Origin of the sequence: Pseudomonas sp. MF6767 (assembly GCF_016405475.1) — a bacterium.
Lineage (GTDB): Bacteria > Pseudomonadota > Gammaproteobacteria > Pseudomonadales > Pseudomonadaceae > Aquipseudomonas > Aquipseudomonas paracarnis.
Window position 1 is genome coordinate 206,754 of sequence record NZ_JAEKCY010000008.1, and the last position, 25,382, is coordinate 232,135.

Genomic DNA, 25,382 nt, shown 5'->3' on the forward strand with positions numbered 1-25,382 from the left:
TGCGTGATCGTTCCCACGCTCCGCGTGGGAACGCCGCCTCGGACGCTCCGCGTCCCGCCGTTGGCGCGTAACGTGACGACGCGGAGCGTCACGGGATGCATTCCCACGCAGTGCGTGGGAACGATCGTCACCGGCTTAAATCCGAAATCCTTGATAACTTTCAGTCCACTTTTGCTGAGCCGCCAACGCCATCTTCAACCGTCCAATCTGCTCCTTCACCCGCTCCGGCGCCGTCCCACCCCACCCACTACGCGCCGCAATCGCCGCCTCCAGGGTCAGGCAGTCGCGCACGTCCGGGGTGAGTCGCCCATCCACCTCGGCCAACATCGCCGGTGAGGCTTGCCACAACTCAATCTCATGCTGCTCACAGGCCTGCACCAGCGCGCCAGTAATCTCGTGGGCCTCCTTGAACGGCACACCACGGGTGGCCAGCCAGTCCGCCACCTCAGTCGCCAAGGTAAAGCCCATTGGCGCCTGGCGCCGCAACTCCTCTACCTGCACCTTCATGGTCGCCACCATGCCGGCCATCGCCGGCAATACCAGCAGCAAGGTGTCCACGCTATCCAACACGCAGTGCTTGTCTTCACTCAAATCGCGGTTGTACGACAGCGGCAACGACTTGAGCGTCGACATCAGCCCGGTCAGGTTGCCGATCAAACGCCCGGCCTTGCCCCGCGCCAATTCGGCAATGTCCGGGTTCTTTTTCTGCGGCATGATCGAACTGCCGGTGGCGTAGGCATCGTCCAGCACTACCCAGCGAAACTGGCGCGACGACCACAGGCAAAACTCCTCCGACAGCCGCGAAATATTCACCCCGAGCATGCCGGCCACAAACAGGAACTCCGCCACATGGTCACGGCTGGCGACGGCGTCTATGGAGTTTTCGCATGGCCCGGTGTAACCCATTTCCCTGGCCGAGTGCTCTGGCTGACGCGCTATCGCCGAACCTGCCATGGCGGCCGCGCCCAACGGCGACAGGGCCGTACGCGCATCCCAATCCACCAGGCGCTGCACATCGCGCAGCATCGACTGCGCGTGGGCCAGCAAGTGATGGGCAAACACAATGGGTTGCGCCTGCTGCAAATGGGTGAAGCCCGGGCAGATGCTCTGCACATGTTGCTCGGCCTGCTCAACCAGCGCCTGCTGCAAACCCAGCACCTCGTTGGCGATGGTGCGCGCATGGTCGCGCAGGAACAGGCGCAGATCATTGGCCGTCTGGTCATTGCGCGAGCGTCCGGCACGCAACTTGCCGCCCAGGGCGCCCAGGCGCTCGGTCAATACGCGTTCGATAAAGGTGTGTACGTCCTCGTCATCCAGGGTGGGATGCAGGCGCCCGGCGGCAAAATCCTCACCGATGCGGTCCAGGGCCTCGAGGGTACGCAAAGTCTCCGACTCATCCAGCAACCCAGCGCGCTGCAACTCACGGGCATGGGCGCAGGAGCCGGCCAGGTCGTAGGGCGTCAGGCGAAAATAGCGCTCAGGGCAACGCGACAACGCGGCCAACGCCGCAGACGGACCGGTCTTGAAACGAGCGCCCCAAAGGCGGTCGGTGGGCTGGGACATGGGTATTCCTCACGCTTGTTTTTAGAAGAGTCGGAGGCAGTTTCAACAGACGTTTATCGGTGTAGAACCGGCATCTGACGCGCCGTATTCAAGGTTGCCAAGGGCGGATGTTTATGTTCATTATCGCCGCCTGGCTATGTTCAAGGATTGGGTTCAAGCCTGTTGAATATGGCACTCGAGGTCAACGCGCATTATGGAAACCCCACTTTCCACTTCTGGAAACCTGCCGCCAAAACCCGGCACACGAGCACCGCTGCAACTGAGTGGGCTGGACTTCAAATTGCTGCGGGTATTTATGGCCGTGGTCGAAGCCGGCGGCTTCAGTGCTGCGCAAAACGAGCTGAACGTGGGCCTGGCGGCCATCAGCAAACAGATCTCCGACCTGGAGATTCGCATCGGCATGCGCCTGTGCACACGGGGCCGCGAAGGGTTCGGGCTGACCGAAGAAGGCAAGTTGGTGTATCAAGCATCCATCGAGTTATTTACCTCAGTGGACAGTTTTCGCGACAAGCTTAGTTCGGCGCAAAACGAACTGATCGGCGACCTGAGTGTGGGCGTTATTGATAACACCGTCTCTGATGTCAATTCCCCGCTGATTACCGCTCTGGGCAACTTACATCGCCAATCGCCAAAAATAAGATTGCGCCTACACGCCTCTCAATTGGACGAAGTTGAACGCGGAGTAGTGGAAGGGCGCCTGGTCGCCGGCATCGTCCCGGTGTACCAACGCCGTGAAGAATTCGACTACTTCCCGCTCTACGAAGAAAAGGCCCACGCCTACTGCGCCGTAGGGCATCCCTTGTTCACTGCGAGCGACATCACCCCCGATGCGCTTCGCCAATACGAAGTGGTGAACCATCGGTATGCGATCCATCGCGACAAGGCCAACTTCGTCGGCCACGACAGCCAGTCCGCCTCGGCTTCACAAGTGGAAGCCGTCGCCATCCTGATCCTCACCGGCCGCTTCCTGGGCTTTCTGCCAGAACACTACGCCACGCCACTGGTGAGGGAAGGGCGCCTGCGCGCACTGTGCCCACAGCAGGTTCATTTAAGCACCGCGTTCAACCTGATCCTGCGCCACAACGCGCCGAGAAGCCCGATGGTAAAAGCCTTTGCCACAGCGCTGGGTGTAGACCTGAAGACTTCGGCCTAAGCCTCAACAAAGCTCAAATGTGGGAGCTGTCGAGCCCCAGCGAGGCTGCGATGGGATCGCCTCGGTCTCCCCGCCAACCTCATCCCCCCGCATCACCGCTGCAACCGAGCTCGCTTTTTCTTCTTCGCATGAAAATGCCGAAAATGCGCATCCTGCGCCGCCGCCAACAACTCCCGATCCCCACGCGTATCGCCCCAGGCCCTGAGCCGATACTCCCCCAGGTCGCCATAAACCGCTTCAAGGCGCAGCACCTTGTTCTCACAACGGCAATTATTCCCGGTGAGTTTGCCGGTCAGCACCCCATCCACCACCTCAAGTTCAGTGCCGATCAAACGAATGCCAAGCCGGTCGGCAAACGGCTGCAACACCAACGCCGGCGACGCCGAACACAGCGTCACCACCGCCCCGGACTTCACCTCATCCGCCACTGACTGCAACCCGCTCGGGCGCATCAGCTTGCTCCAGCGCGCCTGGCAATATTTCTGCGCTTGCTGCTCAACCCAAGCCTTCTCCACCCCGGTCATAAAGGTGCGAATCAACTGCGCCTTCAACTCATCCCGGCTGATCTGCCGCACCAAAAACCGCAACCCCGGCACCGCCAGCTTGACCATCCGGCCATAAAACTCACCGGGGCCAAAGGCAAACTTGAGGAAGGGCACGAAACTGTCGTGGTGGGTGAGGGTGCCGTCGAAGTCAAAGACGGAAAGTACTTTGGCGTCTGCGGGGCCGGCTTCGAGCATGTCTGGGTTCACGGGTTGGCCTCGGTCCTATCTAATAGTTTTTAAGCATGCATCAGCTGTGACAGCAGGAGTCTACTCCCGTGCCAATCTTCCGATCTTGGCGTAAATCTCTTCGGTAAAACCGGTGACAACGCTGATGGCAATTGGGGCACAAGGCTACAGCATTGGGGGGGCGATCCGAACCCTTCCGGGCCAGGTGTTTGAGGTGATGTACTTCAAGAAATAGCAAATTCCTTTTTTACCGACGAAAAAAAGCCCTGAACATGCCAGGGCTTCCTTTAGTGCTTAGTCCGGATCAATCCCAGCTCAACGCGCCGCCGGTCTGATACTCGATCACACGGGTCTCGAAGAAGTTCTTCTCTTTCTTCAAGTCCATGATCTCGCTCATCCACGGGAACGGGTTAGTCGTGCCTGGGTACTCTTCCTTCAAGCCGATCTGCGACAGGCGACGGTTAGCGATGAACTTCAGATAGTCTTCCATCATCGCCGCATTCATGCCCAACACCCCACGAGGCATGGTATCACGCGCATATTCGATCTCCAGCTGCGTCCCTTGCAGGATCATCTGGGTCGCTTCTTCCTTCATCTCGGCATCCCACAGGTGTGGGTTTTCGATTTTGATCTGGTTGATCACGTCGATACCGAAGTTCAGGTGCATCGACTCATCGCGCAGGATGTACTGGAACTGCTCGGCCACGCCGGTCATTTTGTTGCGGCGGCCCATGGACAGGATCTGGGTGAAGCCGCAGTAGAAGAAGATGCCTTCCAGCACGCAGTAGTAGGCGACCAGGTTGCGCAGCAGCTCTTTGTCGGTGTCGACGGTGCCGGTTTCGAACTTCGGATCGGAGATCGAGCGGGTGTATTTGAGGCCCCAGGCGGCCTTTTTGGCGACCGATGGAATCTCGTGGTACATGTTGAAGATCTCGCCTTCATCCATGGCCAGCGATTCGATGCAGTACTGGTAGGCGTGTGTGTGGATCGCTTCTTCGAAGGCCTGGCGCAGGATGTACTGGCGGCACTCCGGGTTGGTGATCAGGCGGTACACGGCCAGCACCAGGTTGTTGGCTACCAGGGAGTCGGCGGTGGAGAAGAAGCCCAGGTTGCGCATGACGATGCGGCGCTCGTCGTCGGTCAGGCCTTCGGGGTTTTTCCACAGGGCGATGTCGGCGGTCATGTTGACCTCTTGCGGCATCCAGTGGTTGGCGCAGCCGTCGAGGTACTTCTGCCAGGCCCAGTCGTACTTGAATGGCACGAGTTGGTTGAGGTCGGCGCGGCAGTTGATCATGCGCTTTTCGTCAACGGCGACGCGGGCGGAGGCGCCTTCGAGCTCGGCGAGGCCTTCGGCGACGTCGAGTTTGTCCAGGGCGGCCTTGGCGCGCACGATGGCGGCGGAGTCGTTGGCGGTGACGGCGCGGGCTTCCACGGCGGCAGCGGCGCCGGCACCGTCGAGGCGGTCCATGTTGGCTTCGGTGGCGTGGCCGGCGTTGGCGCCTTTGGCGGCTACTTCGCCTTCTTCTTCTTTGTCGAATTCGTCCCAGCTCAGCATGACGTGTCGTCTCCTGCGTGAGGGCTCAAAGGTGCCCGTGTGAAACCGGATGGTTGGGTGTTCACACGGCCCTAGGGCCGCGGTGGATCTTAAGGAATCGTTTGTTGCAGCTAGCGCACGCATTAAACGGAATAGGGCTACGGGTGCTCTGCGTGAGGCTTGAGGGGCGCAGCAGCAGGTGCAAGCTCGCGCGGGATGCCTCAGGTCTGGCTCTTCATCCCTGTGTAAAGGGATATTGCAGGCCCGATTTACCCGCGCATTATAGGGAAAAAATTGGGTTTGTGTTGTGGTGGATGACCGCAGTGGAGGAGCTGAATGTAGATTTTTCCAGCCACGGCAAGGGTTTGCAGGGGGATTGTTGCTTGAGCGATTTTTAATTGGTGCGCAGATGCTTTCGCGATCTCTGGACGCTTGTGATGCCAATGCGCTTCGATCTGGCTCACAGATACGGAGGCAGGAGGGGGGCTACAGCATTTACTGCCCCCGCGAGGGTGCGTTACTTTTTAACCGGGAATGTCACATCAAAATTACCGGAAGATATTTTTTCTTCGGTTTGCGAGTTAATTAATTCAAAGGTACCTGTGGCACGGCCTGAATTTTCATCCCAGTCGCATTTAACGTTTCCCGCATTGGCGCTCCACGCGGAAGTGCCCAGTTTTATATAGGTTTGTACATTGTCTGAGGGTAAGGGGATTGCGCCTTGGTTGAACTCCTCACGCAGGATGGTGATTTGAACGTAACTGTCGTAGCTTGAAAGTTTTGGTAAAAAATACAAATAAGCTGCTCTCTGGTCAACTTCACCACGGATCTCTTTGAAATGGATGACCGCACTCCCGCTTCCTGTCGCTTTAGCTAAATCACGCGGGTCTTTTTTTAAAATCGTCATGGTTTTTGCTCCTCAGTCGTTGCGTATGATATTTGTCTTGCCGCATCCTTCTTGATGCGACAGGCATGACAAACTCGGAGTCTCATTCAAACACGCACTTAAAACTGAGGTAACTGTCAGAGTTGACAGGTTTAAAGAAGTAATTGGAATTATGTGAGGTATTTATCAGTAAAAAAATCATATGCGGGAAGGAGCAGTGGCTCGGTCATCACTGAGGGCTGGAGTAGCCGCCCGAGATAATGCTCCTCGTCGCAACAATGATTACTTTATAGACATGGATTTTGATGGGGCGAAGCAAGAGCTGTTAGCCGTTAGAGCAACCATTGCCCATTACTTGATAGTTGAGAATATGACGCTGGCCTTGAGAATCTTCATATTCCATCTTCACCGGTACAACTTCGCAGACTTCTGGAATGCTGCTCATGGACAAGACTTTGGCCACATCCAAGTGCGTGCTATAGGTGTAGTTCTCGACAATCGGGGCGTTCTGGCCGGCCAGTTCAGTCGGGGCTTCGTCCGCCAGGGCAGCGGTGGCGCACAGGCTGCTCAGGGCGATCACTAATAACGCTTTCATTGCTTCATTACCTTCTTCAGGGCGAAAGGGTGCACGGGGCCCTTGTGAGGCCGCGTGTGTCACTTAAAAGTTGGGAAGTTCGGATTAACGTTGCCTTCGTGGGGGCTGTTGCGTTGTTAATCAGAGTGCCTTGTTGGCGGAGTTGATTTTAGGCGCCTCGGTTATATTCATATACCCGTGCTTTTGATAAACACTTTTGGCGGTTTTTGTAACAATCCCTCAATCAAGATTTTTTCAGAGACCTGCCAGGCGTCGCAGCACGCGGGCCAGAGCGGTGAAACGGCATAGCAGGGCAATTTGTAGGGTCTTGTTACTACCATCGTCGAATGGTTCTATAGGCCCACCCCGGCTACAACAGGGGCCATACAACAACAACTATGTCACCGAGGTAAGAAAGATGAGTGCGGCTTCCCTGTACCCCGTTCGCCCCGAAGTAGCAGCCAATACGCTGACCGACGAGGCGACCTACAAGGCCATGTACCAGCAGTCGGTGGTCAACCCCGATGGCTTCTGGCGCGAGCAAGCCAAGCGCCTTGACTGGGTCAAGCCTTTCACCGCGGTGAAGCAGACCTCTTTCGACGACCACCATGTCGACATCAAATGGTTCGCCGATGGCACCCTGAACGTTTCCTACAATTGCCTGGACCGTCACCTCGCCGAGCGTGGCGACCAGATCGCAATCATCTGGGAGGGCGACGACCCTGCCGAGAGCCGCAACATCACCTACCGCGAGTTGCATGAAGAAGTCTGCAAGTTCGCCAACGCCTTGCGCGGCCAGGACGTGCACCGCGGCGATGTGGTGACTATCTATATGCCGATGATCCCCGAAGCCGTGGTCGCCATGCTGGCTTGTACCCGTATCGGCGCGATCCATTCGGTGGTGTTTGGCGGTTTTTCCCCGGAAGCCCTGGCCGGTCGCATCATCGACTGTAAGTCAAAAGTGGTGATTACCGCTGACGAAGGCATCCGTGCCGGTAAGAAGATTCCGCTTAAGGCTAACGTTGACGACGCACTGACCAACCCGGAAACCAGCAGTATCCAGAAGGTGATCGTGTGCAAGCGCACCAATGGTGCGATCAAGTGGAACCAGCATCGCGACATCTGGTACGAAGACCTGATGAAAGTGGCGGGCACCGTCTGCGCGCCAAAAGAGATGGGCGCCGAAGAAGCGCTGTTCATCCTCTATACCTCCGGCTCTACCGGCAAGCCCAAGGGTGTGCAGCACACCACCGGTGGCTACTTGCTCTATGCGGCCCTGACCCACGAGCGCGTATTCGACTATCGCCCAGGCGAAATCTACTGGTGCACCGCCGACGTCGGCTGGGTCACTGGCCACACCTACATCGTCTACGGCCCGCTGGCCAATGGCGCGACCACGCTGCTGTTCGAAGGCGTGCCGAACTACCCGGACATCACCCGCGTGGCGAAGATCGTCGACAAGCACAAGGTCAACATCCTCTACACCGCACCGACCGCGATCCGCGCCATGATGGCCTCCGGCACCGCCGCCTGTGAAGGCGCCGACGGCAGCAGCCTGCGCCTGTTGGGTTCTGTGGGTGAGCCGATCAACCCGGAAGCCTGGGACTGGTACTACAAGAACGTCGGCCAATCCCGTTGCCCGATCGTCGACACCTGGTGGCAGACCGAAACCGGTGCCACGCTGATGAGCCCACTGCCAGGCGCCCATGCGTTGAAGCCGGGTTCGGCGGCACGGCCGTTCTTCGGTGTGGTGCCGGCGCTAGTGGACAACCTGGGCAACATCATCGAAGGCGCCGCCGAAGGCAACCTGGTGATTCTGGATTCCTGGCCAGGCCAGGCGCGTACCCTGTACGGCGACCATGACCGTTTTGTCGACACCTACTTCAAGACCTTCCGCGGCATGTACTTCACCGGTGACGGCGCCCGTCGCGATGAAGATGGTTACTGGTGGATCACGGGCCGTGTGGATGACGTGTTGAACGTGTCCGGCCACCGCATGGGTACTGCCGAGATCGAGAGCGCCATGGTTGCGCACCCCAAAGTCGCCGAGGCGGCGGTGGTGGGTGTGCCCCACGACATCAAGGGGCAGGGCATTTATGTGTATGTCACCTTGAAGAATGGTGAAGAGCCCAACGAAGCACTGCGCCTGGAGCTGAAAAACTGGGTGCGCAAGGAAATCGGGCCGATTGCCTCGCCGGACGTAATCCAATGGGCGCCTGGGTTGCCGAAAACGCGCTCGGGGAAAATCATGCGGCGCATTTTGCGCAAGATCGCCACGGCTGAATACGACGGGTTGGGGGATATCTCCACCCTGGCAGATCCGAGTGTGGTGGCGCATTTGATTGAAACGCACAAGACCATGAACGTCGCGTAAGCGGGGTAGGTGGGACAGAGCCCCATTCGGTGGAAGCCGGATGGGGCTTTTTTTGGGGACTCAGAAGCACCGAGGTTCAATGTGGGAGCTGGCTTGCCTGCGATAGCTATTTATCAGTTAGCCCATCTTTGGCTGATACACCGTTATCGCAGGCAAGCCAGCTCCCACAGTTCAGATCGCATTTCATAAAGGGGTGTGGGTGGCGGTCTGACAGAGTCGCATCACGACCAAGCCAATAAATATCGGTTTTCCCGGTGGGACGTTTCTGAATGTTACCGGCCCGCCCAAATGTGTAACCACCCGCACAAAGCTGGGGCAATGGACCACGCCCACGCCCCGAAAAACCGCGTTCTAGACACCCCAAAAAATAAGATTAAACGCCAGACTTGCCGTGCTAGAAGGGTTTGCGAATAATAGGCCCGCAATTTGCAGCATCATCAGGTTTAATATCTTTTGTCTCTGCATAAAATTCAGAGGCTGTCAATGTGTTGGAACCGCTTTCTCAGTGCTTCTGTAAATTGTTGTCGCATTGAGGAAATATCGGCTTCCGGCCTGTCGTTAGAATGCCGATCACTCGCTCGTCGTCGCAGGTGTCGCCCGCGCAGGACGCAGCACCGCTATTCGGTTACACCTTCGCCGCATCGTGGGCCATGGCTCATACTGCTGTTTTTGCCCTATACCGATGGAGTCCCAAGATGAAGAAACTCGTGCTGTTGGGCGCCCTGGCGCTGTCCGTGCTGTCCATGCAGGCTTTCGCCGAAGGCAAGCCGCTGAAAATTGGTATCGAAGCGGCTTACCCTCCGTTTGCCTCGAAGGCGCCGGATGGCAGCATCGTCGGTTTTGACTACGACATCGGCAACGCGCTGTGCAAGCAGATGGACGTGAAATGCACCTGGGTTGAGCAAGAGTTCGACGGCCTGATCCCGGCGTTGAAAGTGCGCAAGATCGACGCGATCCTGTCATCCATGTCCATCACTGACGACCGCAAGAAATCGGTGGACTTCACCACTCGCTACTACCTGTCCCCTGCGCGTCTGGTGATGAAGGAAGGCACCACCGTCAGCGACAGTCTGGATGAGTTGAAGGGCAAGAAGATCGGTGTGCAGCGCGGTTCGATCCACGACCGTTTCGCCCGTGAAGTCCTGGCGCCAAAAGGTGCGGATATCAAGGGTTACAGTACCCAGAACGAAATCTACCTGGACGTGGCCGCCGGTCGTCTCGACGGTACCGTGGCTGACGCCACCCTGCTGCAAGACGGTTTCCTGAAAACCGACGCCGGCAAAGGCTACGCGTTTGTAGGCCCATCGTTCACCGAAGCCAAATACTTCGGCGACGGTATCGGCATCGCAGTGCGCAAAGGCGACAAGGAAAACCTTGAACGCATCAACGCGGCCATCGCTGCAATCCGTGCCAACGGCGAATACAAGAAAATCCAGGACAAGTACTTCGACTTCGATATTTACGGCGCTGACGCCAAGTAACTCATCGCAGCTGTCTGTCCGAAATGGCGCAAGCAACAGTCATCCTGAAGTTTGCGCCATTTTTTCATCCCCCTTTTCGAGGACCTGAATCATGTTGAAAGGCTACGGGGCCGTTATCCTCGATGGCGCTTGGTTGACGCTTCAGCTCGCCTTGTCGTCCATGGCCTTGGCCATTGTTCTGGGTCTGATCGGGGTCGCGTTACGCCTGTCGCCGGTGCGCTGGTTGGCTTGGCTGGGTGACTTGTACTCCACGGTGATCCGCGGGATCCCCGACCTGGTGCTGATCCTGCTGATTTTCTATGGCGGCCAGGACTTGCTTAACCGCGTCGCGCCGCTATTGGGCTTTGACGACTATATCGACTTGAACCCCTTGGCCGCCGGTATCGGCACCCTGGGTTTCATCTTTGGCGCCTACCTGTCGGAAACTTTCCGTGGCGCCTTCATGGCCATTCCCAAGGGGCAGGCTGAAGCCGGCCTGGCGTATGGCATGAGCAGCTTCCAGGTGTTTTTCCGGGTGATGGTGCCGCAGATGATTCGGCTGGCGATCCCTGGGTTTACCAACAACTGGCTGGTATTGACCAAGGCCACCGCGCTGATTTCGGTGGTAGGTCTGCAAGACATGATGTTCAAGGCCAAGCAGGCGGCAGACGCCACCCGCGAGCCTTTTACCTTCTTCCTCGCAGTGGCGGCGATGTACCTGGTGATCACCAGCGTGTCGTTGCTGGCCTTGCGTTACCTTGAGAAGCGCTACTCGGTAGGCGTAAGGGCGGCTGATCTATGATCTTCGACTACAACGTCATCTGGGAGGCCATGCCGCTGTACCTTGGCGGCTTGCTGACCACCCTGAAACTGCTCGCTATCTCGCTGTTCTTCGGCCTGCTCGCGGCCTTGCCCCTGGGCTTGATGCGCGTGTCCAAGCAGCCGATCGTCAACGGCGTGGCCTGGCTTTACACCTACGTGATCCGCGGCACGCCGATGCTGGTGCAGCTGTTTTTGATCTACTACGGCCTGGCGCAGTTCGAAGCGGTACGCGAAAGCTTCCTGTGGCCGCTGCTGTCCAGCGCGACATTCTGTGCGTGCCTGGCGTTTGCGATCAACACCAGCGCCTACACCGCCGAAATTATCGCCGGCAGCCTCAAGGCCACTCCTAACGGTGAGATCGAAGCGGCCAAGGCCATGGGCATGTCGCGCTACAAACTGTACCGCCGCATCCTGTTGCCGTCGGCCCTGCGCCGCGCGCTGCCGCAGTACAGCAACGAAGTGATCATGATGCTGCAGACCACCAGCCTGGCGTCCATCGTTACCCTGATCGACATCACCGGTGCCGCGCGTACGGTCAATGCCCAGTATTACCTGCCGTTCGAAGCCTATATCACCGCCGGCGTGTTCTACCTGTGCCTGACCTTCATCCTGGTGCGCCTGTTCAAGTTGGCCGAGCGCCGCTGGCTGAGCTACCTGGCTCCACGGAAGCACTGATATGGAACGTATCGATCATCTGCTGCCCTGGGGGCATTTGGGCTGCGAGCGCCAACTGAGCGTGTTCCGCTTTGGCAGCGGCGAGCGCAAGGCCTATATCCAGGCCAGCCTGCACGCCGATGAGTTGCCGGGTATGCGTGCCGCGTGGGAACTGAAAAAACGCCTCACAAAGCTGGAGCAGCAGGGCGCCCTCAACGGCGTGATCGAGCTGGTGCCGGTGGCTAACCCGATGGGCCTTGGCCAGCTGTTGCAGGGCAGCCACCAGGGGCGTTTCGAAGTGGGCAGCGGCAAGAACTTCAATCGCGACTTCGTTGAGTTGAGCGAGCCGGTCGGTGCATTGTTGCAAGGCAAACTGGGTGATGACCCGCACGCCAATGTGCGCATGATTCGCCAGGCCATGAGCGATACGCTGGCCGCCTTGCCCGAGCCGAGCAGCCAGTTGCAAGGCATGCAGCGTATCCTGCTGAGCCATGCCTGCACCGCCGATGTGGTGCTGGACCTGCATTGCGACGCCGAAGCCGCACTGCACATGTACGCGCTGCCCCAACACTGGCCGCAGTGGCGGTCGCTGTCGGCACATCTGAATGTGAAGGTCGGCCTGCTGGCGGAAGATTCCGGCGGCAGTTCGTTTGACGAGGCGTGCTCGTTGCCGTGGCTGCGTTTGTCGCGCATGTTCCCGCAGGCGCAGATTCCGCTGGCCTGCCTGGCAACGACGTTGGAGTTGGGCGGCCAGGCCGACACCGGCCGTGATGAAGCCATCTTCCACGCCGAAGGCATCCTTGCGTTCCTCGCCGAACAAGGCTTGATCAAGGGCGAGTGGCCTGCGCCGCAACACGAACCTTGCGAAGGTGTGCCTTTTGAGGGCACCGAGCTGCTGTTCGCGCCCCATGCCGGGGTGATCAGTTACCTGCGTAAAGCGGGCGACTGGGTAGAAACCGGCGACGAGATTTTTGAAGTGATTGACCCCCTGACTGACCGCGTAAGCACTATTTGCGCGGGCACCTCGGGGGTGTTGTTTGCCGTTGAACGGCTACGTTATGCCCAAGCGGGTTTCTGGCTGGCCAAGGTGGCGGGGCGCGAAGCGCTGCGTCACGGGCGCTTGCTCAACGACTGACCACCTGTTTTTGTGAGAACCGACCGCATGTACAAGCTTGAAGTCCAAGACCTGCATAAACGCTATGGCAGTCATGAAGTGCTCAAAGGTGTGTCCCTGGCCGCCGCCGCCGGTGATGTGATCAGCATCATCGGTTCCAGCGGTTCGGGCAAAAGTACCTTTTTGCGCTGCGTCAACCTGCTGGAGCAGCCCCACGCCGGCAAGATTCTGCTCAATAACGAAGAGCTGAAACTGGTGGCCAGCAAGGACGGCGCCATGAAGGCCGCCGACCCCAAGCAACTGCAACGTATGCGTTCACGCCTGTCCATGGTGTTCCAGCATTTCAACCTGTGGTCGCACATGACCGCGATTGAAAACGTGATGGAAGCCCCGGTGCACGTGTTGGGCATATCGAAGAAAGAGGCCCGTGAAAAGGCCGAGCATTACCTGGCCAAAGTTGGCGTGGGCCATCGTAAGGATGCGTTCCCGGGCCACATGTCCGGTGGCGAGCAGCAGCGCGTAGCGATTGCTCGTGCGCTGGCGATGGAACCTGAGGTGATGCTGTTCGACGAACCTACTTCGGCGCTGGATCCGGAGTTGGTGGGCGAAGTGCTCAAGGTCATGCAGGACCTGGCCCAGGAAGGCCGCACCATGGTGGTGGTGACCCACGAAATGGGCTTTGCCCGGGAAGTGTCGAACCAGTTGGTGTTTTTGCACAAAGGCATTGTTGAAGAGCGTGGCAATCCGAGGGAAGTGCTGGTGAACCCGCAGTCCGAGCGCCTTCAGCAATTCCTGTCCGGCAGCTTGAAATAGTCAAGGTTGCCACCCATCCCCTGTAGGAGCGAGCTTGCTCGCGAAGATCGTCAACGATAACGCGGGAAGCCTGATACCCCGTGGCGTTCTCAGGTTTTTCGCGAGCAAGCTCGCTCCTACAGGAGGGCAGGGCTTCATTGTTTTTGAGATTTGTGTTGGTTTACGGGCTAGCATTGGCCCACAGCTTCTTTCACCGTTTTCGCTCCGGATAGCACTCCATGACCGCCCACAAAATTGGTTTCCTGATTTGGCCCAGCACAAAAGCACTCACGCTTGCGCTGGCTGAGGAGGCCTTGCGCGTTGCTCAGCGGGTGCATCCGGATGTGGTCTACGAATTGTCGTTTCTGCAGGCCGAGCCGCAAACCGAGGGGGCCTGGCAACTGCCGGGCGAGCCGTGGGCCGGCAAGCTGGAAGGTTTTCAGAAACTGTTCCTGCTGGCGGATGAGCCGCCTGCCGCCATCGCCTCGCAGCTCAGCACAGCGCTCAAGCAGCTGGTTCGGGCTGGTTGCGTGATCGGCGGGTTATCGGCGGGCGTGTACCCATTGGCCCAGCTTGGTTTGCTGGATGGTTATCGTGCTGCCGTGCATTGGCGCTGGCAGGACGATTTCGCCGAGCGTTTCCCCAAGGTCATCGCCACCAGCCACCTGTTTGACTGGGACCGTGATCGCCTGACCGCTTGCGGCGGCATGTCGGTACTTGACCTGCTGTTGGCGGTACTGGCCCGTGACCATGGCGCCGAGTTGGCCGGTGCCGTGTCTGAAGAATTGGTGGTGGAGCGCATCCGTGAGGGCGGCGAGCGCCAGCGCATTCCGTTGCAAAACCGCCTGGGCTCCAGCCATCCGAAGCTGACCCAGGCGGTGTTGTTGATGGAAGCCAATATTGAAGAGCCGCTGACCACCGATGAAATTGCCCAGCACGTGTGCGTGTCACGACGACAGCTGGAGCGCATCTTCAAGCAGTACCTTAACCGCGTTCCCAGCCAGTATTACCTGGAACTGCGCCTGAACAAGGCGCGCCAGATGTTGATGCAAACCAGCAAGTCGATCATCCAGATCGGCCTGTCGTGCGGCTTCTCCTCGGGGCCGCATTTCTCCAGCGCCTACCGTAACTTCTTCGGCGCTACTCCCCGTGAAGACCGCAACCAACGGCGCAGCAGCAGCCCGTTCGAGTTGTCGTCGGTGCCCTCCGAGCGCGGTTGAGCGGCGGGCTATTCATCGCCCTCTGTGTCGGGTCCACCGCTGACGGAGTCCTGGTTGGGATTGATCGGCGGGGGTTGTAAAGCTTCCGGTACATCGAAACTTACCGCCGTGCGGTTGTAATAACTGCGCAGCATGGCGATCGCCGCGGGCGAGAACGGGTTGCCGCTGAGGTCGAAGCCCTGGGCTCTGTCTGCATCCATCTCAAGGAGGTCGCTGGGCAGCTCGCTAATCTGGTTGTTGCGCAAGCTCACTTGATCAAGCGATGGCAGGTTGAATATTCCGTTCGGCACTTGCGTGAGGCCGGCTTCTTCGATCATCAAACCTGTCAGTCCCGACATTTTGCTGATGTCGGGCGCGACGCCCAGCGGGTTATGACTCAGGTCCAGGTACTCAAGGTTCTGCAGGTCGCTCAGGGCGTCGGCGCTGGTGGTGGTCAAGCGAATATGGCTGTTTGCAAGGCTCAGTGACTTGAGTTTGGGTAGATTGAACACGGCGCCAGGAATGTCGTTCAAGGCATAGCGGTAGATCAGCAGGCTTTCCAGGTTGGGAAAGTGCTCGAGAAATCCCTGGGGAATCGACGTAGTTTCCTCTGCTCTCAATTCCAGCTTCGAAATGTGCTCGAAATCGATATTCAATGACGGTAGATCGCCTAGCGGCGCCAGCGTCACTTCCATTTCGTGGGAGGCGGCAGGCGGCTCTTGATCGGAGTCCAGAGCGGTTTCCCTTCGCCAAGCTGCTTCCAGCACTGTTTTGAGTTCGTCTCGCACCAACTGCTGCTGAGCCTGCGCTTGCTCGTCCAGTGGTGCCCTCGTAAGCGGATGCTGTGCCGGCACACTCACTATCCATTCCTGCAAATCGGCTTGAAGACGCTCGTAGTCCGCTTTCAAGCGCACCAAGTGTGCCATTGAGTCCTCCAGGCCGCCGGGCAGCCTGAAGATGAAGTTATTCGCCTGGTCGACGCTGTACTTGGGGTAAAGCGCTTGCACCATAAGCCTCTGCGCGGGGTTGGCATCAGCACCAAAATGTTCGCCGGTTATCTGGCAATAGGCTTTGATCCTCTGCAGCGTGGCGCGTGAGAACCCGTTGCCTGACAGGTTAAAGGCTTTGGCGGCATTGCCTGGCAGCTGGAAGATCAAATCAGGCAGCCGACTCAAATAGTTGTTGCTCAGATCGGCGCTGACTAGTTGGGGGCGATTGAGCAAGTTCTCGGGAAACAGGGAGATATGGGTTCCGCTCAGGTTCAGCGTCTGTAGTTCAGGCATGTGCCCGAGGTTGGGAGACCGTGACAGCTGATTGTTGTTGGACAGGTCCAGGCTTTTGAGTCCTGTGAATGGATCAAGGTCTGCGCGGTTTTGCAGGGTCAGGTTGCAGTTGCGCAGCGTCAGTCTGTCAAGGTGAGAAAGTGCGATGACCTCGGGAGGAATTGTGTTGAGGGCAACGTCGCTCAGATGCAACGTACGTAGGTTGGGGAAGTGGGTGAGGAAACCTGGCGCTCCCCGGGTAGTGGGGTAACCCTTTAGCGTCAAACTGGAAATGTGATCGAAGTTTGCATTGAGTACAGGCAGTTCGCCGTGAATGGGGTAGCCAAGGTTCAGTGTGCGTCCGATTGCGTGGTCAGTATCGATCGGCGTTTCATGGCGCCAGCCGCGGAGCAGTTCTTGTGTCCATATCCAGCGGTGCAGTTCCGCTTCGGCGACGGTGGAAGGGGGTAGCGGGGCATCGGTGTTGAGAGAGGCCTGCAAGAGGCTCGAGCGCCAGGCCATCAGATCGGTTTTCAGTCGTAAAAGCTCGTTTTTCAGGTAGCGGAGCGTCTGTAAGGGAGTGCTGGGATAGCTGTTCAAAATGTCCAGTGTCTGAGCCAGCTCTTGCGGGCTCAGGCCAGGGTACAGCTCGTGTAACAACGCCAATTCGGGGGTGTTACCGGCCTCTGGCGGTGTGGCGGGGTAGCCTTCCATGCCGCCGGGTAGGCGCATCAGCCTGGGGTCGTAGGCAGGTTTGCGCACTGGATCCTGGGCCAACAACGCGCCGAGCGCTTCACGTGTCAGGGGGCGCTGGCTCAAGGTTTGCCGCAACAACGGACCCTGGCCGATATGAATGCCCAGCGCATCGCGCTGAGTGTCAGGCAGGGCCTGCAGGACGGCAGTGTAAAAATCCGTTTCGGCAAGCACCATGCCTTTTTCGTCTTCGGGGATGTACTCGCCTTCGATGGTACGCACCAGGGTGCGTTTGATCGGTGCTTCAGGAGCGCCGATTGCATCGTGCAGCTTGCCGGTTTGCTTGAAATCGCGCACTTCCAGGCGCACAGACGGCGACCAGCCCGGCAGGTTTTCCAGCGAGTGCAGGGCGAGGCGGTGGGTGTCGCTGTTTTCCAGAGTGGTCATGTACAGCCCTTCATGCGCCCGGCTGATTCGAACGTGATGAGCGGCCCAGCGTGCTCGCTCAAGTACCGGTGCGGGTACCTTGCCTTGGTCGATGTCCAGCAACTGCTGGCCGGTGGAGCAGCGTAATACGTCTTCGGCGGCGCTCGTTGGCAGGCCGGGCGCGGCGTCGATGATGGTTTGCAGGCGTGCGTCAGCGGTTATCTCCAGCCCGCGATAACGCGAGTCGAACAGCGAGGCGCGGCTTTTCTGAGCTGCGCGTGCCAGTTGTTTGCGCAGTTTGGCGGTGCGCGCAGGCAGGGTGGGCGTGGGGCCGAATGGCTCTTCAAGCAAGGTTTTGCGTTCCGACTCGTTCAAGGTTTCCAGCACGATCGTCAGCAAATCGCCGTTGTTCATCTGGGCTTCGTGTATCTGTGCCACGGCGGCGTTTTTATGGCCTTTGTGCTCCCAGACGGTTTCACCTTTGGCGTTGAGAAACCGCAGGGTCTTGGATTCGGGCCATAGGCCCGTCTGGCTCAGCAGCCACAGTTGCGTTTGGGTATCAGCCTTCTGATACATCGCAGGGTCATCGCTGTTCATTTGGTCGATGAAAGTTTGCAGCTGCTCATCGATCCGGATGCGCTTGAGTGTGTCGGCCAACAGCGGCGGTGGCGGTTGGTGGTCCATGTACAGTTTGCGCAGGGCGTCATCATTGGTCTCGCTGATGCGACTGGCTCTTTCAAGACCCGCTTCGCTGATACCTTCGGCAGATGGGCCGAGCCGGCGCAGCAAGGTGGTGCGATTCCAGGTCAACGGGCGATCCACGGGCGTCAACCAGGCGCCCTTGCCATTGCTCAGTACGCGTGGGCGGTAAGCGTGGGGGCGCGTAGGGTGTTCAAGGCTAGCGTTGCCCGAGGGTTGTTTGATGGAGAAAAATTGCCCGTCCAGCGCCAGGATCTGCTTTTGTTGATGGGCATGTAATCCCTGCGGGCCGGGGCGCGACCCTGGAACCAGTTGAATGTCGTGGGCGTAGGGCGCCAGGTCGGGGTTCCACAGACGGGTTTTACGGTCGGTGGTCACCGGAGTGAGTCTGTCAAAGAAGTCCCATAGCGCCTTCGGTAGCGTCTGTCGCAACAGGTTTTCGGCTATCGGTGCGCCGACCGCGAACATCCCCAGTTGGACCATTTGCTCAAGGATTGACATCAGGTGCCCGAATGCCTGGCGCTTGAGCCCTTCGGCCCAGTCGAGCACGCCTTCGAACACATCGTCGAGCAGTTGATAGGCGGTATAGCCGAGCATCAGTAAGCCCAGCGGCGGAACAAAGGGTGTTGCGATGAAGGCGGCGATTTCGAGAATGGCTTCACCGATTTTCTGCACAACCTCCCAGTGCCGCCAGCGAGCATTTCTGTCAGCGTCGGCGGTGGGAATGGCCGTTACGCGAGCATCGTTGAGCAACTTATCAAGCTTGTTCTCATACAGGTGCTCGTACAGGTCGTTGGTGATTTTCGTCGCATAGAATTGCAGGTTGGTTTTGGCCACGGGTTCGTCACGCCAGACAGGGCGGGGGTCGCCCGAAACATGCTCGTGCCAGACGACCTGTGATAAGCGGCTGTTGAGATCGGCAAAGAAGTAGCCACGCTGTTCATGCCTGACGAAACGGCTGAAAAACGCCTGATAGTCGGCGCTGCGCAGTTTGTTCGCCAGGTCCTGCATGAAAGCCTGACCGTTGGCGTAATACTTGAGCGGCGATTGCGGGTCGCCCGGAATGTAGGCCACCATCGGGACGGCGCTGCGATTGGACTCCAGGTCGGCGGCGAACAGCACGATGCCGGTCAAGGGGGCGTTCATCAGGCTAAGGTCATGGCACAGCAACGGCCTGCCGTTCAGGTCGCCGATCAGGTTTTTGAGAAAGCTGCGAAGTGCATTGAACGCTTGGGGCGATACATCTTTTTTCAGCTGCGCCATATGCAAGCTGGCTTGGGCGTCGGCTTTCAGGCTGTTGATGACCTTTTGGCGCAGTTGAGCCTTGATCGCCGCGTCATTGAAGCCCAAAAGGTTCTTGAGGTAGCGCTGGTATTGCTTGCCGACATCCAGCGTGCGGCATAACCCAATGAATTGCGCGATGCTGATTTTCTCGCGTAATTGGGGCAGCGTGTTGAATTGCCCGGTGGCGGAGGGCTGAGTAATGAATGTCGACTCTGGGGCATATGCCGTCGGCTTGCTTTCGTCCGCATCAAAGTTGTGCAATGCCGCCTCCACCAGTGAAACGGTCCAGGTTTTGGCGCCAGTTTCTATGGGAAGCAGCGGTGTGGTCTGTGGGATATACAAGCGCAGGTAAATAGCGCTGACGTCGCAGTCGGCGTCGTACTGCTGCTTGAGTGCCTGCTGCAGCAAGGGGGCGGCAAATGCCTGCGGGGATTGGAGCATGGATAGGGCGCTGTCGACTTGGTTTTGTGCCTTCCAACTGTTCTCCAGGGCCTTCTTGGCGGGAGCTTGCTGTGTGCGGTTGGCATCGCCATACCAATCGGCGAATTCAATTGGGCTGTTTTTCAGGGCCTGACGCCGGGCACTTGAGGCGTTCCCTAGCCATTTCGGTAGGCGGGGGTTGACCTCGGCGGGCACTACGGCTGCGACTTGTGCGAGGTGTTGGGAGAGCGAGGTCTGAGTTGGGGTGGGCATGGGCTGGATCTTCATTGAGTTGAGGCAGCGACATCACACCAACTTTGATGCAGGGCGGGAGCATATATAGTGATGCCCGCAAAGAAACCTGCAGATCTTGCGCTTGCCTCCCTTGCTTATGAGGCCGTGCTGCCCGGAACTCAGGTAGGCGCAGTTAGATCGTCAGGGCGCGCCAACCCTTTCGCTGCATGATCCTGACGTAAACCTGCCGCAGCGTTTAAACTGCGCCATTGCGACGCTATTTGTCGCATTGGCGTAAACCCGCGAAAAACACGGGTTGGCGCTATAAGAAGTTGTCGCTTGGCGACAAGGCCCCACTGAAAACTGTCCTTACAATCCCTGCATCGCCCGCCAGTTCCAGGCAGGCGTTCCTCTTCAGGAGACTCCGATGTCCGTTGAGCAAGCCCCGGTGCAACGTGCCGATTTCGACCAGGTGATGGTGCCCAACTACGCACCTGCTGCCTTTATTCCTGTGCGTGGCCAAGGTTCGCGCGTCTGGGACCAGGCCGGTCGCGAGCTGATCGACTTTGCCGGCGGCATCGCGGTTAACGTTCTGGGCCACGCCCATCCGGCACTGGTCGGTGCTTTGACCGAACAGGCCAACAAACTCTGGCACGTCTCCAACGTGTTCACCAATGAGCCGGCGCTGCGCCTGGCCCACAAGCTGATCGACGCCACCTTTGCCGAGCGCGTGTTCTTCTGCAACTCCGGCGCCGAAGCCAACGAGGCCGCCTTCAAGCTGGCCCGTCGCGTGGCGTTCGACCGTTTTGGCAGCGAGAAGTACGAGATCATCGCCGCGCTGAACAGCTTCCATGGCCGTACCCTGTTCACCGTCAACGTCGGTGGCCAGTCGAAGTACTCCGATGGTTTCGGGCCTAAAATCACCGGCATCACCCACGTTCCTTATAACGACCTGGCTGCGCTGAAAGCGGCGGTGACCGATAAGACCTGCGCCGTGGTTCTGGAACCGATCCAGGGCGAAGGCGGCGTACTGCCAGCCGAACTGGCTTACCTGCAAGGCGCCCGCGAACTGTGCGACACCCACGATGCGCTGCTGGTATTCGACGAAGTGCAAACCGGCATGGGCCGCAGCGGCCACCTGTTTGCCTACCAGCATTACGGCGTGACGCCGGACATCCTCACCAGCGCCAAGAGCCTGGGCGGCGGCTTCCCGATTGCGGCGATGCTCACCCGTGAAGACTTGGCCAAGCACTTGGTGGTCGGCACCCACGGCACCACCTACGGCGGCAACCCGCTGGCGTGCGCGGTAGCGGAAGCGGTGATCGACGTGATCAACACCCCAGAAGTGCTGGCGGGTGTGAATGCCAAGCACGACCTGTTCAAGGCGCGCCTGGAGCAGATCGGCAAGCAGTACGGCATCTTCACCCAAGTGCGTGGCATGGGCTTGTTGATCGGTTGCGTACTCAGCGATGCCTTCAAAGGCAAGGCTAAGGACGTGTTCAACGCGGCCGAGAAAGAAAACCTGATGATCCTGCAAGCCGGCCCCGACGTGGTGCGTTTTGCGCCGAGCCTGGTGGTGGAAGAGGCGGACATCAACGAAGGCCTGGATCGTTTTGAGCGTGCTGTGAAGACGTTGACGCAAGCCTGATAGCGACACATTTTATTGGCCGGACCTGAACACATGTGGGAGCTGGCTTGCCTGCGATAGCATCACCTCGGTGACATTGATATACCGAGTTGCCTGTATCGCAGGCAAGCCAGCTCCCACATGGATCTGCTGACACATTGAGACCGATGTGTATCCAGGGCCTGTGTCCGGCATTTTTTCCTCTGTGAGTTTTCGAGTTAAGGAGTGACACCATGCTGGTGATGCGCCCCGCGCAAATGGCTGATCTGGGCGAGGTACAGCGTCTGGCTGCGGACAGCCCGATTGGTGTCACCTCCTTGCCGGATGATGTGGAACGCTTGAGCGACAAGATCGCGGCCAGCGAAGCTTCTTTTGCGGCCGAGGTGAGTTTCAACGGTGAAGAGAGCTATTTCTTCGTGCTGGAAGACACCGAGACCGGCAAGCTCGCCGGCTGCTCGGCCATCGTGGCCTCGGCCGGTTACTCCGAGCCGTTCTATAGCTTTCGTAACGAGACCTTCGTACACGCCTCCCGCGAGCTGAAGATCCACAACAAGATCCACGTGCTTTCCCAGTGCCACGACCTTACCGGCAACAGCCTGCTCACCAGTTTCTACGTGAAGCCTGCGCTGGTCGGTTCGCCGTGGTCGGAACTCAATTCCCGTGGCCGACTGCTGTTTGTCGCCAGCCATCCCGAGCGCTTTGCCGACTCGGTGGTGACCGAGATTGTCGGCTACAGCGACGAGAACGGTGACTCGCCGTTCTGGGATGCCATTGGCCGCAATTTCTTCGACCTCAACTACGCCGCCGCCGAGCGCCTGTGCGGGCTGAAAAGCCGTACCTTCCTCGCCGAGCTGATGCCGCACTATCCGATCTACGTGCCGCTGCTGCCGGACGAAGCGCAAGAAGCCATGGGCCAGGTGCACCCGCGTGCGCAAATCACCTTCGACATCCTCATGCGTGAAGGTTTCGAAACTGACCATTACATCGACATCTTCGACGGTGGCCCGACGCTGCACGCCCGGGTCTCGGGCATTCGCTCGATTGCCCAGAGCCGCGTGGTGCCAGTGAAAATCGGTGAGATGGTCAAGGGGGTTGGCCGCCAGTACCTGGTGAGCAACGCGCAGTTGCAGGATTACCGTGCGGTGATGCTGGAGCTGGACTACGCGCCCGGCAAACCAGTGACCCTGGACCTGGCGGCAGCCGAAGCGCTGGGTGTTGGCGAAGGCGCCAGTGTGCGCCTGGTTGCGGTTTAAAAAGAGAGTTTCGCGGGTGGCTGACAACAGCGGCCCGTTCGAGGAGATAGCATGATCGTTCGTCCCGTACGCAGCAGCGATTTACCGGCCCTGATAGACCTGGCGCGCAGCACTGGCACCGGCCTCACCACCTTGCCGGCCAACGAAGAGCGCCTGACCCACCGGGTGGGCTGGGCGGAAAAAACCTTTCGCGGCGAAGCCGGGCGCGGCGATGCCGACTACCTGTTCGTGCTGGAAAACGACGAAGGCCGCGTGGTGGGAATCTCCGCCATCGCTGGCGCCGTTGGCCTGCGCGAGCCGTGGTACAACTTCCGGGTTGGGCTGACTGTCAGCGCTTCCCAGGAACTGAATATCTACCGTGAGATACCGACGCTGTTCCTGGCCAACGACCTCACCGGTAATTCCGAATTGTGCTCGTTGTTTTTGCATGCCGATTACCGCAACGGCCTCAACGGTCGCATGCTGGCCAAGGCGCGCATGTTGTTTATCGCCGAGTTCCCGCAACTGTTCGGCAACAAGATCATTGCCGAGATGCGCGGTGTGTCCAACGACGCCGGGCGTTCGCCGTTCTGGGAAAGCCTGGGCCGGCACTTCTTCAAGATGGAGTTCAGCCAGGCCGACTACCTCACGGGCGTAGGCAACAAGGCGTTTATCGCCGAGCTGATGCCCAAGTTCCCGCTGTACAGCTGCTTTCTCTCCGAAGACGCGCGCAATGTAATCGGCAAGGTCCACCCGGACACCGAGCCGGCGCTGAGCATGCTCAAGAGCGAAGGCTTCAGCTACCAGGGCTATGTGGATATTTTCGACGCCGGCCCGGCGGTGGAATGTGAAACCAGCAAGATCCGTGCGGTGCGCGACAGCCAGTCACTGGTGTTGGCCATCGGCACGCCGGGGGACGATGCCACGCCGTTCCTGATCCATAACCGCAAGCGCGAGGAATGCCGTATCACCGCCGCTCCGGCCCGTCTGGCGGCAGGTACGCTGGTGGTCGATCCACAGACCGCCAAGCGCCTGCAACTGGTGGTGGGTGATCAAGTGCGTGCTGTTGCGTTGTCTGCTGCTCGGGAGTCCAAATAATGAATTCGCTGTATATCGCAGGTAGCTGGCTGGCTGGCCAGGGTGAGCTGTTTGAATCGCGCAACCCGGTGACTCAGCAAGTGCTGTGGGCTGGCAATGGTGCCAGTGCCGAACAGGTCGAATCCGCCGTGCAGGCTGCGCGCCAGGCATTCCCGGCATGGGCCAAGCGCCCGCTCGAAGAACGCATCAGCGTGCTGGAAACCTTCGCCGCCACGCTTAAAAGCCGTGCCGATGAAATCGCCCGCTGCATTGGCGAAGAAACCGGCAAGCCACTGTGGGAGTCGGCCACTGAAGTCACCAGCATGGCCAACAAGATTGCGATCTCGGTGCAAAGCTACCACGAGCGTACCGGCGAGAAGAGCGGCCCCCTGGGCGACGCCACCGCTGTGTTGCGCCATAAACCCCACGGTGTGGTGGCGGTGTTCGGCCCTTACAACTTCCCTGGGCACTTGCCCAATGGGCACATCGTCCCGGCGTTGCTGGCGGGCAATACCGTGCTGTTCAAGCCGAGCGAGCTGACCCCCAAGGTCGCTGAGCTGACCGTACAGTGCTGGATCGAAGCCGGTTTGCCGGCGGGCGTGCTGAACCTGCTGCAAGGCGCGCGGGAAACCGGCATCGCCCTGGCGGCCAACCCAGGCATCGACGGCCTGTTCTTTACCGGCTCCAGCCGCACCGGCAATCACTTGCACCAGCAATTCTCAGGGCGGCCCGACAAGATCCTGGCCCTGGAAATGGGCGGTAATAACCCGCTGGTCGTGGACGAAGTCGCCGACGTGGATGCGGCGGTGTACACCATCATCCAGTCGGCGTTTATCTCGGCGGGCCAGCGTTGCACCTGCGCGCGCCGCTTGCTGGTGCCGCAAGGTGCCTGGGGCGATGCCTTGCTGGCGCGCCTGGTGGCGGTGAGTGCGAGCATTGAAGTGGGCGCTTTCGATCAGCAACCGGCGCCGTTCATGGGGTCGGTGATCTCCCTGGCTGCGGCCAGAGCCTTGATGCAAGCCCAGGAACTGATGTTGGCCAATGGCGCCGTGGCACTGCTGGAAATGACCCAGCCTCAGGCTCAGGCCGCATTGTTGACCCCTGGAATCATCGACGTAACCGGGGTGACGGAACGTGAAGACGAAGAGCTGTTCGGCCCGCTGCTGCAGGTGATCCGCTATGCGGATTTTGCCGGTGCCATCGCTGAGGCCAACAACACCCAGTACGGCCTGGCCGCTGGCCTGTTGTCGGACTCCGAAGCGCGTTACCAGCAGTTCTGGCTGGAAAGCCGCGCCGGTATCGTCAACTGGAACAAGCAGTTGACCGGCGCTGCCAGTACCGCGCCGTTCGGTGGTGTCGGGGCGTCGGGCAATCATCGCGCCAGTGCCTATTACGCGGCGGATTATTGCGCGTACCCGGTGGCGTCGTTGGAAACGCCAAGCCTGATAGTCCCGGCAACGCTCACGCCAGGTATAACGCTGATCTAAATGTGGGAGCGGGCTTGCTCGCGAATGCGGTGTTTCATTCAACATTTGAAGTGACTGAACCACCGCTTTCGCGAGCAAGCCCGCT

Annotated in this window: 19 protein-coding genes and 1 pseudogene; 13 read left to right on the plus strand and 7 right to left on the minus strand. The window is 59.1% G+C overall.

What is annotated here, in order from left to right:
• Positions 1–135 precede the first annotated feature (135 nt).
• The gene (argH, locus tag JFT58_RS15450) at positions 136–1,563 is read right to left on the minus strand and encodes an argininosuccinate lyase (protein ID WP_054896736.1); all 1,428 of its coding nucleotides are present in this window, start codon (positions 1,561–1,563) and stop codon (positions 136–138) included.
• Between the two features lie 193 nt (positions 1,564–1,756).
• Between argH and JFT58_RS15455 the strand changes: the two genes are divergently transcribed.
• A complete protein-coding gene (locus JFT58_RS15455) occupies positions 1,757–2,716 on the plus strand; it encodes a LysR family transcriptional regulator (protein WP_054896737.1) in 960 nt (319 codons plus the stop codon).
• A gap of 92 nt (positions 2,717–2,808) precedes the next feature.
• On the opposite strand, the gene JFT58_RS15460 is transcribed toward JFT58_RS15455, so the two are convergent.
• From JFT58_RS15460 to JFT58_RS15480, 5 genes are all read right to left on the minus strand, one after another.
• Positions 2,809–3,456 carry an HAD-IB family hydrolase gene (locus JFT58_RS15460; RefSeq protein ID WP_054896738.1) on the minus strand — a complete coding sequence of 216 codons (648 nt, stop codon included), beginning with the start codon at positions 3,454–3,456 and terminating at the stop codon, positions 2,809–2,811.
• Positions 3,457–3,508: 52 nt separating this feature from the next.
• Positions 3,509–3,685: an HNH endonuclease gene (locus tag JFT58_RS15465; RefSeq protein ID WP_371264134.1), complete on the minus strand. Its 177-nt coding sequence runs from the start codon at positions 3,683–3,685 to the stop codon at positions 3,509–3,511.
• Between the two features lie 66 nt (positions 3,686–3,751).
• On the minus strand, positions 3,752–5,002 hold the full coding sequence (locus JFT58_RS15470) for a ribonucleotide-diphosphate reductase subunit beta (protein ID WP_014719604.1): 1,251 nt from the start codon (positions 5,000–5,002) through the stop codon (positions 3,752–3,754).
• A gap of 496 nt (positions 5,003–5,498) precedes the next feature.
• Positions 5,499–5,888, minus strand: a complete 390-nt coding sequence (locus JFT58_RS15475) for a hypothetical protein (RefSeq protein ID WP_054896739.1) — start codon at positions 5,886–5,888, stop codon at positions 5,499–5,501.
• Positions 5,889–6,192: 304 nt separating this feature from the next.
• Complete coding sequence (locus tag JFT58_RS15480) at positions 6,193–6,462, minus strand: DUF2790 domain-containing protein (RefSeq protein WP_054896740.1); 270 nt, start codon at positions 6,460–6,462, stop codon at positions 6,193–6,195.
• A gap of 397 nt (positions 6,463–6,859) precedes the next feature.
• Between JFT58_RS15480 and acs the strand changes: the two genes are divergently transcribed.
• The 8 genes and pseudogenes from acs to argR all read left to right on the plus strand — a co-directional run bounded on the left by acs (position 6,860) and on the right by argR (position 14,877).
• Positions 6,860–8,815, plus strand: coding sequence for an acetate--CoA ligase (gene acs / locus JFT58_RS15485; RefSeq protein WP_005790645.1), 1,956 nt, complete (start codon positions 6,860–6,862; stop codon positions 8,813–8,815).
• A 695-nt stretch (positions 8,816–9,510) separates the two neighbouring features.
• Positions 9,511–10,296 (plus strand): ABC transporter substrate-binding protein, encoded by a 786-nt coding sequence (locus JFT58_RS15490; protein WP_043050341.1) that lies wholly within the window; start codon positions 9,511–9,513, stop codon positions 10,294–10,296.
• Positions 10,297–10,387: 91 nt separating this feature from the next.
• Complete coding sequence (locus JFT58_RS15495; RefSeq protein ID WP_003193627.1) at positions 10,388–11,077, plus strand: ABC transporter permease; 690 nt, start codon at positions 10,388–10,390, stop codon at positions 11,075–11,077.
• Positions 11,074–11,772 (plus strand): ABC transporter permease, encoded by a 699-nt coding sequence (locus tag JFT58_RS15500; protein WP_034119440.1) that lies wholly within the window; start codon positions 11,074–11,076, stop codon positions 11,770–11,772. Before JFT58_RS15495 ends, JFT58_RS15500 begins: the two co-directional genes overlap by 4 nt.
• Before the next feature lies 1 nt (position 11,773).
• Positions 11,774–12,886, plus strand: coding sequence for a succinylglutamate desuccinylase/aspartoacylase family protein (locus tag JFT58_RS15505; protein ID WP_054896742.1), 1,113 nt, complete (start codon positions 11,774–11,776; stop codon positions 12,884–12,886).
• A gap of 27 nt (positions 12,887–12,913) precedes the next feature.
• Positions 12,914–13,678, plus strand: a complete 765-nt coding sequence (locus JFT58_RS15510) for an ABC transporter ATP-binding protein (protein WP_054896743.1) — start codon at positions 12,914–12,916, stop codon at positions 13,676–13,678.
• Positions 13,679–13,712: 34 nt separating this feature from the next.
• Positions 13,713–13,799, plus strand: a pseudogene (locus tag JFT58_RS30315) (outer membrane lipoprotein carrier protein LolA); the annotation flags it as partial.
• 97 nt (positions 13,800–13,896) lie between these two features.
• On the plus strand, positions 13,897–14,877 hold the full coding sequence (argR, locus tag JFT58_RS15515) for a transcriptional regulator ArgR (RefSeq protein WP_034128470.1): 981 nt from the start codon (positions 13,897–13,899) through the stop codon (positions 14,875–14,877).
• A gap of 8 nt (positions 14,878–14,885) precedes the next feature.
• Here argR and JFT58_RS15520 read toward each other — a convergent pair whose 3' ends face one another.
• Entirely contained in the window at positions 14,886–19,913 is a 5,028-nt protein-coding gene (locus JFT58_RS15520) for a leucine-rich repeat domain-containing protein (protein ID WP_054896744.1), read from the minus strand.
• 388 nt (positions 19,914–20,301) lie between these two features.
• Here JFT58_RS15520 and JFT58_RS15525 point away from each other — a divergent pair, with 388 nt between their 5' ends.
• The 4 genes from JFT58_RS15525 (at position 20,302) to astD (ending at position 25,297) form a co-directional block, all read left to right on the plus strand.
• The gene (locus tag JFT58_RS15525; RefSeq protein WP_054922319.1) at positions 20,302–21,522 is read left to right on the plus strand and encodes an aspartate aminotransferase family protein; all 1,221 of its coding nucleotides are present in this window, start codon (positions 20,302–20,304) and stop codon (positions 21,520–21,522) included.
• A 212-nt stretch (positions 21,523–21,734) separates the two neighbouring features.
• Positions 21,735–22,754 carry an arginine/ornithine succinyltransferase subunit alpha gene (gene aruF, locus JFT58_RS15530; protein ID WP_015885475.1) on the plus strand — a complete coding sequence of 340 codons (1,020 nt, stop codon included), beginning with the start codon at positions 21,735–21,737 and terminating at the stop codon, positions 22,752–22,754.
• Between the two features lie 51 nt (positions 22,755–22,805).
• Complete coding sequence (astA, locus tag JFT58_RS15535; protein ID WP_003193612.1) at positions 22,806–23,831, plus strand: arginine N-succinyltransferase; 1,026 nt, start codon at positions 22,806–22,808, stop codon at positions 23,829–23,831.
• Complete coding sequence (gene astD, locus JFT58_RS15540; protein ID WP_169918848.1) at positions 23,828–25,297, plus strand: succinylglutamate-semialdehyde dehydrogenase; 1,470 nt, start codon at positions 23,828–23,830, stop codon at positions 25,295–25,297. Before astA ends, astD begins: the two co-directional genes overlap by 4 nt.
• Positions 25,298–25,382 lie beyond the last annotated feature (85 nt).